This window comes from Embleya sp. NBC_00896 (assembly GCF_045207785.1).
Lineage (GTDB): Bacteria > Actinomycetota > Actinomycetes > Streptomycetales > Streptomycetaceae > Embleya.
In genome coordinates this window covers 3,807,905-3,820,260 of the sequence record NZ_CP108776.1, presented here as the reverse complement: position 1 = coordinate 3,820,260, position 12,356 = coordinate 3,807,905, and the positions used below count along the sequence as shown (strand labels likewise).

Here is a 12,356-nt window from a genome sequence, read left to right as displayed (position 1 = left end):
GCACGGTCTTCATCGTGGCGCCCCGAGGACCTCGACCCGATCGCCCGCGCGCACCCCGCCCGGCGGCACCACCGCGATGCCGTCGGCCACCGCGAGCCCGCGCAGCATGGCGGGGCCCGAGAACGCGAGCGGCCGGTCCGCGCGCATCGGCACGAGCCGGGTGTCGCGCGGGTGGCCGGCGATGTCGACGCCGGCCCGGATCCGACGCGGTCGCGGTTCCGGGCGGCCGGAGAGCCGGCGCAGCAGCGGTACGGCGAGCGTGAGCATGCCCGCGACCGCGGCGAGCGGATTGCCGGGCAGGCCCACCAGGTAGCGCCCCGCGCCGGGGCGGTCGCCGGGCAGGTGCGCGAGCAGCATCGGATGCCCCGGGCGGACCGCGACGCCGTCCACGAGCACGTCCGCTTCGAGGTCGGCGAGCAGTCGGTGGACGTGATCGCGCGGACCGTCGGCGGTGCCGCCCGTGGTGATCACGACATCGGCGCGGGACGCCGTGACGTGGCCGCGCAGCGTGTCCAGGTTGTCCCCCACCCGGCGCACCCGCAGCAGGTCCGCGCCGAGCGTGCGCAGCCAGGGCGTGATCAGCGGGCCGAGCGCGTCCCGGATCCGGCCGTCGCGCGGCAGGCCCGCGTCGAGCAGTTCGTCGCCCAGGACCAGGAGTTCCACCCGCGGGCGATCGATCACGACCAGCTCGTCGTACCCGGATGCGGCCGCGAGCCCGGTGACCCCGGGGGTGACCGTGGTGCCGGCGGGCAGCAGTTCGTCGCCGCGGCGGCACTCCTGGCCGCACGCGCGGATGTCGGTGCCCTGCTGGATGTGCACGTCGCCGAACAGCGTGCGGCCCTCGACCCGGCTCTGCTCGCTGCGCAGCACGGCGGTGGCCCCGTGCGGCACGCGCGCGCCGGTGGCGATCTCGACCGCGTCGCCGTCGCGCAGCATGCCGATGTCCTCGCCCGGGTCGCCCGCGAGCAACCGGCCGCGAACCCGCCACGGCCCCGGACCCGCGACCGCCCACCCGTCCATCGCCGAGGTGTCGAAGGAGGGCAGGTCGGTGAGCGCGACGATCGGCCGCGCGAGCACGTGGTCGCGCGCGTGGTGCAGTGTGCGCGACACCGCGGGCAGCGGTCGCCCGGCCGCGCGGGCGGTCGCGCGGGCCTCGGGCCAGCCGACGGCCGGGTGTCCGGGCGGTTCGGGCGACTCGACGCGGGTCATGGCGGGGCTCTCCCGAGGGATCATCAGGCGCCCGGCTCGGCGCCGTCGACGTGGCGCTCGGCGAGTTCCCGTGCCTGGCGCAACGCCTCGGCCACGGCGGCCGCGCCACCGCCCCGACTGGCCGCCGCGTATCCGACGAGGAAGGACGTGAGCGGCGCGGCCGGTCGCTGCACGTTGTGTGCCGCAACCCGGGTCATGTCGAGCACCGCTGCGATGTCCACGTCCAGCTCGATGCCCAATTCCTGCTTGACCGCTTCGGTCCACTCTTCCAGGCCAGTCATGTCTCTCCTCTTGGGGGCTGTTCCCATCCTCCCCGACCGTGATCGCGCGCTGCGTACATCCGCCCAGGTGTCGCAATCGAAGACGGCGTCGGGATCGGCGGGGATCCGGCGCAGCGCGAGCGGCCCGACCACCCGGCGCAGCGGTGCGCCGGCCGGCTCGCCGAGCGCCGCGACCCGGGCCCGGAGGGCGTCCGTCCGGTACGCCGCGAGCAGGATCTGATCGCGTCCGTCGGCGTCCACCGCGACCGCGCCGGCCACGCCGGCCGGCCCGGCCTCCGCGACCAGACGTTCGATCAAGCCGGCCGTCACGAACGGCAGATCGGCCGCGAGCAGCACCACGACGTCGGCCCGGACCCGCGGCAACGCGGCGGCGAGCCCGGCGACCGGACCACCGCCCGGCGGGTCCTCGCGCACCCACACCACCTCGCGTCGGGTCGGCCGGGTCGGGCCCGCGACGACGATCCGCCCGGCCCCGGCCACCGCGCCGAGCACCCGGTCGAGCAGCGACACCCCGCCCACGAGCAACCCCGGCTTGTCCGCGCCCGCCAGCCGCCGGGCCGCCCCGCCGGCCAGGATCACCGCGTCGTAGCCGCTCACCCGGGGGCGTTCGCGGACGCCATGGACCACCGGAAGAGGGTCATCCCGACGCTGGTGGCGAGGTTGTAGCTGGAGACCCTCGGCCGCATCGGGATCGCGACGAGCCGGTCGGCACGCCGACGCAGCTCCGCGGAGACGCCGTGCCGCTCGGTGCCGAACGCGAGGACCGCGTCGTCCGGGATCGCGGTCGTCCGCAGGTCGGCCCCCTCGGGGTCGAGCACGTAGATCGGCCCGGCCGGCAGCTCGTCGAGCGCCACCCGCGCCACGGTCGTCGCGAAGTGCAGCCCCGCGCTGCCCCGTACGACGTTGGGATGCCACGGATCCAGCTCGCCGGTGGTCAGCACGCCGGCCACCCCGAATCCGGCCGCGAGCCGGACGACCGCACCGACGTTGCCGAGGTTGCGCGGGTTCTCCAACAGCACGATCGGTGCGGCGCGCGGTGTCCTGAATTCGCCCTCGCCCGGCTCGGCGAGCGCGACGACCCCGGTCGGGCTGCCCCGGGGGACGAGGTCGCGCACCAACGACGCGGACACGTCCCGGGCCGTCTCCTCTATATACGCGCGCACGTCACCGGCGAGCTCGTCGGCGAGCGCGCACACGGCTTGTCGGTCGCTGGTCAACACGACCCGGATCCGGGCCCCGAACCGCACCGCGTGCTTGACCGCGTGAAACCCGTCGAGCAGCACCGCCCCGGGCAACGCCTCCCGCCACACCGCGAGAGCCTCGACATCACGCTCGTCCATACCGGCAGCGTAGAACCCCGAGCCCCGAGCGCCGTCACCACGACCCACCCCGCCCGAGCCGGCCCGCCGCCCCGGCGGGTCAGTGGGCGAAGGTCGGGGTGGTCTCGTCGGGCGTCGGGGCAGGTGGGCTCGGGGGTGGGGCGGTGGTCGGGTGCGGTGCGGGTGTGGTCGGTTCGCGGTGGAATCGGCGGCCGAGACGGGCGCCGACCCGGCTGCGGGTCCACACCAGGAACGCGGTCGGCAGGAACAGCGCGTCGCCCACCGACATCGACGCGGAGAACGCCGGCAGCCCGAGCAGGATGGCGATCCCGAAGTGCATCCCGAGCAGGACCACGATCGCGACGTACTTGACCCGCTTCGCGAACAGCATGAAGACGAAGCCGACCTGGATGAACACGGTCAGGTAGCCGACCAGGACGCCCATCTCGGTGTTCGCCGCGAGCAGCCGGCTCAGCCCGGGCCACGGCGTGAAGTACTCCAGGTTCAGCACGTAGTGCATCGCCGTGCCGTCCTGCCAGTACGACCCCTGCACCTTGTACAGCCCGGCCGCGCCGTAGATGAAGCACACCTCCGCGGCGATCACGAACAACGCGCAGTTGTGCACGACATTGACCAGGGCGGACCGCACCTGCTCGGCCCCGCGCGGCAGCCGCCACAGCGCGACCAGCGCGACCACGATGCCCGGCGCCCACACCCACTGGCACACGAACGTGAACGAGAACTGCGGGTGCCACTCCCATCGGTCCCACCGGCACGTGGTCGCGAGCGTGACCATCGCGACGAGCGCGACGAGCACTCCGATCTCGTGCCCGGGACCGGTCCCGGGGGCCAGACCGGTGCGCCTGGCCCGCCTCGCGTCGAGGGACCACACCCGGCCGCACGCGGTGAACGCGAGATAGATCGCCATCAGCAACAGGACCGTGTCGCCGCCGTCGGTCATCAGGATGGAGCGGCTGTTGAACGACACCACCATGACGGCGAACAGCACGCTCATCGCCCGGGTGTGCCACCCGAGCACGAACAACGCGCTCACCGCGATCGCCGCGACGTAGGTGCCCTCGAACCACCAGCGCGAGTCGTTCGCGAGCAGCAGGCTCACGCCGTCGATGCCGGTCAGCAGCTCACGCGCCATGTCCGGCGACCACGCCGACTGGTCGCCCCAGATCTCGCGGCGGTTGAGGAACTCGCGCACCAGGCTGACCAGGAAGACCAGGCCGTAGCCGATCCGCAGCAGCGCCGCCTGGTGCACCGCGAAGGTGCGCAAGGTGAACGCGTCGAAGGCGTTCACGATCCACTGCCCGACGGCGTCCTCCACACGGCGGTACCCGCCCGTCACGGACGGCTTCGGCTCAACGGAAGTCATCGGGCTTCGTCTCCCACCAACCGAGCATGCGGTACGAGGTCTCCGGCTTGGGCGACGCGTTCGGCTTCCCGATCGGGGTCGTCGCGACCCGGACCCGGACGGCTTCGAGCCTGCGGTTCAGGCCCGCGTCCTGGAAGCGCCGCACCACGATCCGGCGCAGATAGAGCTGGGTCAGCGCGCCCCGCGAACCGGTGGCGCTCTCGTCCTGGGCGTCGTGGCTGTCGGCGTAGCTCGACCACGCGCGCCGGATCAGGTTCTGGTCGGCCTTGCTCGGATAGGGGTTGTGTCGGATGTGGTCGAGGTCGTCGCCGGTCAGGTCGGACCAGCCCGACTCGGTGATCGTGCCGTCCGGGTTGCGGACCCGCGACTGCGCCTGCACGCGGAAGTTCTCCGACATCGGGTTGGGCGCGAACAGCGCCCAGTTCTGCTCGAAGTACGGATAGATCCAGGTGTTCGTCTCGTCCTGGTACTCCTGGGACAGCGCGTTCGACGGGGCGACGTGCAGGAACACGAAGGCCACGTGCACGAGCGTCACCAGGATCGCGGCCACCGCGATCACCGCCGAGACGGCGCGCACCGCGGTCGACCGGGGCTCGTCCCCCGCTATCGCCGCGAGGACCGGCTCGTCCACGGGGGATCGCCGCGCCGGCTCGGATCGATCCGCGGACCCGGACGGTTCGACCGGCTCGGACCGTTCCGCGGGCTCCGGCTGCTCGGACCGTTCCGATCGTTCCGGCTGCTCGGACCGCTCCGATTCCTCCGCCGCTTCGGGACGGGCGGTGTCGACCGCCGCCCCGGTCTCGGGCACGGGCTTCGACCGATCCACCCGTTGCCCCGGGATCGCGTCGTCAGGCGACTGCATGCCTCTCCCGTGGTCGATGGGTCCCCATCGGGACCCGTGCTGCCGGCACGCTACCGGGTTCGGTCCGCCGGACGTACCGAAACGACCACCAACCACCCTGTGTGGACGGTTTCCGTGACCATAGAACGTGTTCTACCCTGAGCGCCGGTGCGGCCCCGCCCCCGGCGATGTCCGTCACGGGGGTGCGGGCGTACAGGGGACGGGGCCGTACCACCCCGGCGGATCGGGTCACAGGTCCAAGGTGCCCTCGCGGCCGTGCGCGACGTAGCGCGCCATCAACTCCGCGCGCCCCGCGTCGTCGAGCGGCCGGTAGCCGGCGCCGCGCTCGGGTCGCCACCACACCTCGCCGTCCGCCCGGAATCCGGCCCGCCGCAGACCCACCTTGTTGACCTTGTTCGTCGCGGTGGTCGGCACCTCGGCCACCACGCGCACGAAGGTCGGCGACATCTTGGTGCCCAGGTCCTCCTGTCCGGCCATGAAGCCGGCGAACTCGACCGGATCGAACACGGCCCCCGCCCGGATCTGCGCCGCCGCCATCACCTGGTCGCCGGTCACCGGATCCGGGACCCCGTACACGACGACCACCTCGAACGGCGCGAACCGCGCGAGGATGCCCTCGATCGTGGCCACCGCGAGGTTCTCGCCGTCCACTCGCAGTTTGTCGTCGGAGCGCGCGGCGAAGTAGAGGAAGCCGGCCGTGTCCCGGTAGAAGTGGTCGCCCGTCCAGTACTGCCCGCCCCGGGCCCGCGCCGCCGACGCCTCGTCGTTGCGCCAGTAGCCCTCGAACCCGTTGCGCCCGGTGTTGACCAGTTCCCCGATCGCGGCGTCGCCGTTGACGAGCCGGCCCGCCGCGTCGAACACGGCGCGCGCGCACTCCTCGCCGGTCGCCGGGTCGAGCACGGCGGCGCCCTCGGGACACGGGCCGACCGCGCCGGCGGGTGTGCCGGGCCGCCAGTTGACGCTCATCCCGCCCTCCGACGAGCCGTACCCCTCGGTCAACGCGCAGCCGAACCGGGCCTCGAAACGCGCCATGTCCACGGCACCGGCCTCGGTGCCGAAGCCCGCCCGCAGCGGGTTGTCGCGGTCGTCGGGCCGCTCGGGCGTCGCGAGCAGGTACGAGATCGCCCGGCCCACGTAGGTGAAGTACGACGCGTCGTAGCGGCGGATGTCGGACAGGAACGCCGACGCCGAGAACCGCCGCCGCAGCGCGACCGCGCCGCGCGCCCGCAACGCGGGCGACCAGTTCGCCATCAGCGCGTTGCCGTGGAACATCGGCATGCAGATGTAGTTGACGTCGTCCGGCCCGAAGCCGAACTGGTTCGACAGCGCCGTCCCGGCGCCGGCGAGTCGCCCCTGCGAGCAGATCACGCCCTTGGGCGCACCGGTAGATCCGGACGTGAACACGATCAGCAGCCGATCCGCCGGGTCCGCGACCAGCGGCGGCAGCACGGCGTCCGCGTACGGCTTCAGCAACTCGTCGTAGGCCGGATCGTCGACGACCAGGATCCGCTCCGCCGGGATCCCCAGGTCAAGCCCGGCCAGCAGCGGAAGGTGCGCGCGTTCGGTGACGACGACGCCGCACTCGGCGTGCGTGATGTCGCGTGCCAGCTCCGCGCCCCGACGCGTCGAGTTCACTCCCACGAGGGTGGCACCGGCCACCGCCGCGCCGGACAACCACATCGGGAACTCGGGCACGTTGTCGAGCAGGACCCCCACGTGCGGCTCGGCACCGCGCGGCAGCAGGTCGGTCAGCAACGCGGCCCGGGCGGCGGCGTTGCGGGCGAGTTCGTGGTGCGTCCAGGTCCGATCCTCGAAGTAGAGCCCGGTCCGCCGGTCGTCCCACTGGTCGTGGACGAGTTCCGCGATCGTCACCATGCCGCACTCCCTCACCGAGATCCGGCCCGCCGGATCTGATAGACCGTTAGATCTGATGCACCGTCATATTCTTTGCCCGCATTCTTGGCAAGATCAAGAAAAGTGTCACGGAGGTACGGGTATGAACTCGAACACCAGGCCGCTGCCGCCGGCCTCGGCCACCGCCCTCGCCGAGTTGATGGCGGGCACGCTGCCGGATTCCTCCAGCGTGACCCCGGAGGCCCTCGAACTCGCGGACCGGGTGCGGGACCTGGTCGAGGCCGTCGTGCTGACCGACGTCGACGCGGCGGTCCGCAAGGACGCGGCCGAGCGGATCGCCGCGGTGACCGCGGCGCTCGGCGCGGCCCGGCGCGAGCAGGCGGTATCGCTGATCCGGCATCCGGACGGCAGGCTGGAGCATCTGACCCAGATGGGCTCGGGGCGACTCAACCCGCAGGCGCCCCGGCTGGTGTTCGAGGAGGTGCCGCAACGGGCCGACGTCACGGCGGAGCCGGCGGTGGTGGAGATCCACGCGCGGTGCGTGCTGACCGCGGCGCACGGCGGTCCGCCCGCCCGCGCGCACGGCGGCATCGTGGCGGTGATCCTGGACCAGTTGCTCGGCGTCGCGGCGTCCGCGGCCGGGGCGCCCGGGCTGACCGCCGGGCTCGACATCCGTTACCGCAAGGCGACGCCCTATGGCGTGCCGCTGGAGCTGACCGGGCGCTGGACCGGTCGCGAAGGACGCAAGAGCTTCGCGACCGGTGAGATCCGCGCCGACGGAGAGGTGACCGCCGAGGCGACCGCGGTCTTCATCGCGGAGCGGCGGGTCCGGTAGGGCTCGTCCCGGGCGTGTCCCGGGCGAGGCCCGGGACCCGAGCGCCTCGGCGGGGGCTCACACCACCGCCGGGGCCGTCCCCGTCTCGCTCACCATGGGACGGCCCGCGGCCTCCCAGGCGAGCATCCCGCCGTCGACGTTGATCGCGTCCCAGCCCTGCTGGCCCAGGTAGTGGGTCACCTGGGCGGACCTGCCACCGACTCGGCACATCACGTACACGCGCGTGTCGTGGGGCACCTCTTCGATGCGTTCGATCAGCGTGTTCATGGGGATGTGCCGGGCTCCGGCCACATGACCGGCATCCCATTCGTCCACCTCCCGTACATCGAGTACGAAGGCGTCGTCGGGGACCGCGGCGGCGGCCACGGCCGGCGGGGGCGACAGGTGCATCGGATCTCCGAGGTGTCAGGCGTGCGGGACCCGTCCGGCCACGCTCATCGCACATTGTCGGTCATCCGCGCCGCGGGCACGCGCCTCGAAAGAGCGAACCCCGCCCGTCACCCTCGACACGCGGCCGAAATGACGGCTGTGTGCCGGACCGACGAGCAGGGTGTGCAGCAACCCTTTCCGGGCCGACCGACGCCCATCCGGCCGGCCCGGGAGGGCTGATCGCCGCGCGCGGGCACCCGCGGGCGGATCAGGGCCGCACGAGGGTCCCGAGCACCTTCTCCTTCTCCGCGATGTCGTGCAGGAGCTGGTCGGCCAGGTGCTCGAGCAGGCCGTCCGGGTCCTCCGGGGCGAGCTGCAGGAGCTGACCCATCGCGCCCTCCATGAGCTGCTCGCGCTGGGTCGCCAGTTCCGCGCGTCGGTGCGTGAGCCACGCGAGCCGACTGCGCAACCACTGCCCCCGGCTCTCCGCGTCCGGACCGGTCGCGCCCTCCGGGGAGGTGGCCCATTCCGTACCCAACGACAGGAGCTCGGCCACGTCGCCGCGCGCGTAGGCCGCGTTCACCCGCGCGATGAAGGTGCCGCGGCGCTGCTTCTCCTCCGGGTCCTGGACCAGGTCCGGGTGCGCCCGGCGGGCCAGCTCGCGAAACAGCTTGCGCGCCTCGGCCCCGGGGCTGACCCGATGCACCTCGGGCACGGGCACGGGCTCCTGCTCGTCCGCCGCCGCACCGCCGCCGCCCGCGCCGTTCGCGGAGTCCAGCGCGCCCAGAAGCGAGTCCAGGTCCGGCATGTCCGTGACCACACCACGCAATTCGACCGCGCGCCGGATGTCCGCCGGGTCGCCGGTGTGCGCCGCGATCGCCTCGGCGATCAAGGCGTCCAGCTCGTCGAGCCGCTCGTACAGCGGTCCGAGCCGACGGTGGTGCACGATCGCCAGGTTGTCCAGCTCGACCTGAAGCGTCGTCACGTCCACTTCGTCGTCGAGCAGCGCGGTCTCCGCCACGGCGACCTGTTGTTCCAACTCGGCGATTTCGGGGTCCGACCAGGGGGTCGGCGCGCTGACCTCGTCCATCACGTCCCTTGTGTGCTGTTCTGTTCCCACGCGGCACCGGTCGGCGGGCGCGTCTGTCGGACTTTGAAGATCAAATCACTCGCAACACCCCCCAGCAGCCTATGTGGTAGGGCAGCATGGTCAGGCCGTCCCTGGCCAGTCGATCCAACAAAGCAGTTGGCTAGAGGGGATAAGATCCAGCCATGCCGCCCGACACCGCACGCACCCGAGCCAAACTTCTCGACGCCGCCCGCGCGGAGTTCGCCGAGCACGGCATCGCCGGCGCCCGCGTCGACCGCATCGCCCTGCGCGCCGGGGTGAACAAGGAGCGCATCTACGCGTACTTCGGCAACAAGGAGCAGCTCTTCCAGCACGTGCTGACGGAGTCGCTCCAGGAGCTCAACACGGTCGTCACGATGCCCAACGACGACCCGGCCGAGTACATCGCCCAGGTCTACGACTTCTACTGCGCCCGGCCGGAACTGCTCCGGCTGTTGGTGTGGGAGGCGTTGTACTACGGGCACGACCCGGTTCCGGACGAGGAGCGGCGAGTCACGAGCTATGCCGCCAAACTTCAGGAGTTCGCCGACCACCTCGGCGTGAAGCCCTCGCCCGACGTCGCCCAGCTGCTGTTCTCGCTCATCGGCGTCGCCGCCTGGCAACAGACGATGCCGCAGATGTCGCGGGTACTGCTCGGCGCCGACTCGGAATCCGAGGAGGCGCAGCAGAACCGGCGCAAACACCTCATCGAATTCACGCGAGCGTCGATCGCGTCGATGAAGCAGTCATAGGGCGCACGGCCGGATGAAGGGGCCGCCCTTCATCCGGCATGCCCACGCCCTACAGTCCTTCCCATGACGTCCCCGTACCGGGAAGGCGCGACAGCGGGCCTGCTCGTCCCCGCGGATCCACTGAATCCACGCCGTACCGACCCCCACTTCGCCCCCGAGGCGGAGGCCGCGCTCGCGCTCGGCATCCCGGTCGCGCGCGTGGATCACGACGCCCTCGTGCGCGGCGACGCGCACGAGGCGGTACGGCGCGTCCCGCTCGACCAGGGACCGCTGCGCTACCGGGGCTGGATGATCCCCGCGACGCGATACGCCGAGCTGGACGCGGCGCTGCGTCCGCGCGGGGCGAGCCTGGCCACACCGCCCGAGCGGTATCGGGCCGCACACGAACTCCCGGGCTGGTACGAGCACTTCCGCGCACTGACCCCGCACACGGTGGACGATCCCGCGCTCTTGGGCAGCGGTGCGGCGATCGTCAAGGACTGGGTGAAGTCGCGCAAGCACGAGTGGCACGAGGCGTGCTTCGTGCCCGATGTCGCGGACACCGCGCACACCGCGTCCGTCGTCCGCACCTTCGTCGAGCGCCAGGGCACCGAACTACAGGGCGCCGTGGTCTACCGCGCCTTCGAGTCCTTCACCGGCGCCGAGGCCCGCGTGTGGTGGGTCGACGGCGACCCCGTCCTGACCACCGCGCACCCCGACACCCCCGCCGAGTCGGCCCACCCGACCGGTCTGGACGCCGTCGGTGCGGCCGTCACGGCGCTCGGATCACCGTTCTGTACAACGGATCTGGCGCAGCGTCAGGACGGCGTGTGGCGGGTCGTCGAGGTCGGCGACGGGCAGGTGTCCGACCTGCCCGCCGGCGTCCCGGCAGCCGCCCTCCTGGGGCCGCTGTTCCGCGTTCCGCGCTGAGCCCGGGTCAGATCCCGGTCTCGGCGGGCAGTCGACCCGATTTCACGGCCGCGAGCAGTTGCGCGTAGTCGGCCTCGGTGCGATCCGCGTAGCGCACCGCGAACCGCGCGAGCGCGTCGTCGAGCCGGTCGCTCTTGCCGCAATACCCCGCGAGCACCTTGGGGTCCACGGAATGACTGTGCGCACGCGCCAGCAGCGCGCCGGTCATCCGCGCGTAGTCGTCTATCTCGTGCGCGGCCAGCACACTCGGGTCGATGCTGCCCTTCATGTTCCGAAACCGTCGGACCATGAACGGCCGCTCGCCGATCGAGGTCCACCCGAGCAGCGAATCCGTCCCGGCCTGCATCCACTTCTGCCCGAGCACGATCCGCCGCCCCTCGTGCTCGACCCGTGCCGGCGGCAGATAGGGCGCGAGCGCGGACGGCCGGGCCTCCTTCACCTGGAGCACGAGCGGCTCGTCACCGTTGCCCAGCAACAGCACGACGTAGGCCCGCGATCCGACACTGCCGGTCCCGACCACCCGGAACGCCACGTCCTCCACCGCGAACCGCGCGAGCAGCGGACGCCGCTCGGGCGAGAGCGTGGCCACGTAGCCCGCGAGCCCGCCGGCCACCGAACGTGCGACCTCGTCGTCCACCGCCGTCAGCACCGGCGGTTCCGGGACGAAGTGCCAGGTGCCGTCCGACCGCCGCCGGGTCGCCTTGGCCGCGAACCGCGCGCTCGTGTTGCGCCGAGCCTTCGCCGAGACCTGCTTCAACAGCCCCGACAGGTCCGCCGCGTCCGCGTGCGCCACCAGCGACTCGTCGGCGATCGCGTCCCATGCCTGCAGTACCGGCAGCTTCGCGAGCAGGGCCATCGTCCGGCGGTACGACCCCGCGGCGTCATAGGCCGCGACCCGGCACGCGTCCGCGTCCAGACCGCCGACCCGACCGGCCACCACGAGCGAGGCGGCGAGCCGCTTGAGGTCCCACTCCCACGGGCCCTGCACGGTCTCGTCGAAGTCGTTGACGTCCATCACCAGACGCCCTTCGGCGGTGCCGAACACCCCGAAGTTCCCCGCGTGCGCGTCACCGCATATCTGCGCGATCGCTCCGGTGACCGGCGCCGCGGCCAGATCCGCCGCCATCAGCCCGGCCGAACCGCGCAGGAACGCGAACGGCGACGCGGCCATCCGCCCGATCCGCAGCGGCACCAGGTGTTCGAGCCGACCGGCGTTGGCGCGCTCGACGCTCTCCACCACGTCGGGCCGGTTCGGCGCGGGCTCGAACACCGCGTGCTCGGCCCGCGAGACCCGGTCCCGCAGCCCCTTGCCGAGCGCCTTCGACGCCTCGTCCGACCTGTTCCGAAACCCCGGGACCACAAAATCCCGCCCCACCCAAGTCCCCGACATGTACCGATCCTCTCCGGACACAGCGCACGACACACAGACCTACAGACCGCGGCACACCGGCCCGCGGCACGGACCGAACCGGGA

12 protein-coding genes are annotated in these 12,356 nt (G+C 72.4%); 3 read left to right on the top strand and 9 right to left on the bottom strand.

Going from position 1 to position 12,356, the window contains the following annotated elements:
* Nucleotides 1-9: 9 nt before the first annotated feature.
* The 6 genes from OG928_RS17325 to OG928_RS17300 all read right to left on the bottom strand — a co-directional run bounded on the left by OG928_RS17325 (nt 10) and on the right by OG928_RS17300 (nt 6,930).
* Nucleotides 10-1,209 (bottom strand): molybdopterin molybdotransferase MoeA, encoded by a 1,200-nt coding sequence (locus tag OG928_RS17325; RefSeq protein ID WP_406284614.1) that lies wholly within the window; start codon nt 1,207-1,209, stop codon nt 10-12.
* Between the two features lie 23 nt (nt 1,210-1,232).
* Nucleotides 1,233-2,117, bottom strand: coding sequence for an NTP transferase domain-containing protein (locus tag OG928_RS17320; protein WP_406284612.1), 885 nt, complete (start codon nt 2,115-2,117; stop codon nt 1,233-1,235).
* Complete coding sequence (locus tag OG928_RS17315; protein ID WP_406284610.1) at nt 2,084-2,830, bottom strand: TrmH family RNA methyltransferase; 747 nt, start codon at nt 2,828-2,830, stop codon at nt 2,084-2,086. Before OG928_RS17315 ends, OG928_RS17320 begins: the two co-directional genes overlap by 34 nt.
* Nucleotides 2,831-2,909: 79 nt before the next feature.
* A complete protein-coding gene (locus OG928_RS17310) occupies nt 2,910-4,193 on the bottom strand; it encodes an HTTM domain-containing protein (protein ID WP_406284609.1) in 1,284 nt (427 codons plus the stop codon).
* Nucleotides 4,180-4,824, bottom strand: coding sequence for a DUF5819 family protein (locus OG928_RS17305; protein WP_406284607.1), 645 nt, complete (start codon nt 4,822-4,824; stop codon nt 4,180-4,182). The genes OG928_RS17310 and OG928_RS17305 overlap by 14 nt, the downstream gene beginning before the upstream one ends.
* Nucleotides 4,825-5,283: 459 nt before the next feature.
* On the bottom strand, nt 5,284-6,930 hold the full coding sequence (locus tag OG928_RS17300; protein ID WP_406284606.1) for an AMP-binding protein: 1,647 nt from the start codon (nt 6,928-6,930) through the stop codon (nt 5,284-5,286).
* Nucleotides 6,931-7,051: 121 nt separating this feature from the next.
* On the opposite strand from OG928_RS17300, the gene OG928_RS17295 reads away from it, so the two are divergent.
* Nucleotides 7,052-7,744: a PaaI family thioesterase gene (locus OG928_RS17295; RefSeq protein ID WP_406284603.1), complete on the top strand. Its 693-nt coding sequence runs from the start codon at nt 7,052-7,054 to the stop codon at nt 7,742-7,744.
* Nucleotides 7,745-7,801: 57 nt separating this feature from the next.
* On the opposite strand, the gene OG928_RS17290 is transcribed toward OG928_RS17295, so the two are convergent.
* The gene (locus OG928_RS17290; RefSeq protein ID WP_406284601.1) at nt 7,802-8,134 is read right to left on the bottom strand and encodes a rhodanese-like domain-containing protein; all 333 of its coding nucleotides are present in this window, start codon (nt 8,132-8,134) and stop codon (nt 7,802-7,804) included.
* Between the two features lie 247 nt (nt 8,135-8,381).
* Nucleotides 8,382-9,203 carry a hypothetical protein gene (locus OG928_RS17285; RefSeq protein ID WP_406284600.1) on the bottom strand — a complete coding sequence of 274 codons (822 nt, stop codon included), beginning with the start codon at nt 9,201-9,203 and terminating at the stop codon, nt 8,382-8,384.
* Between the two features lie 182 nt (nt 9,204-9,385).
* Here OG928_RS17285 and OG928_RS17280 point away from each other — a divergent pair, with 182 nt between their 5' ends.
* On the top strand, nt 9,386-9,973 hold the full coding sequence (locus OG928_RS17280) for a TetR/AcrR family transcriptional regulator (RefSeq protein ID WP_406284598.1): 588 nt from the start codon (nt 9,386-9,388) through the stop codon (nt 9,971-9,973).
* Nucleotides 9,974-10,036: 63 nt separating this feature from the next.
* Nucleotides 10,037-10,882, top strand: coding sequence for an ATP-grasp domain-containing protein (locus OG928_RS17275; protein ID WP_406284597.1), 846 nt, complete (start codon nt 10,037-10,039; stop codon nt 10,880-10,882).
* A 7-nt stretch (nt 10,883-10,889) separates the two neighbouring features.
* On the opposite strand, the gene OG928_RS17270 is transcribed toward OG928_RS17275, so the two are convergent.
* Entirely contained in the window at nt 10,890-12,272 is a 1,383-nt protein-coding gene (locus OG928_RS17270; RefSeq protein ID WP_406284595.1) for a DUF2252 domain-containing protein, read from the bottom strand.
* Nucleotides 12,273-12,356: the final 84 nt, after the last annotated feature.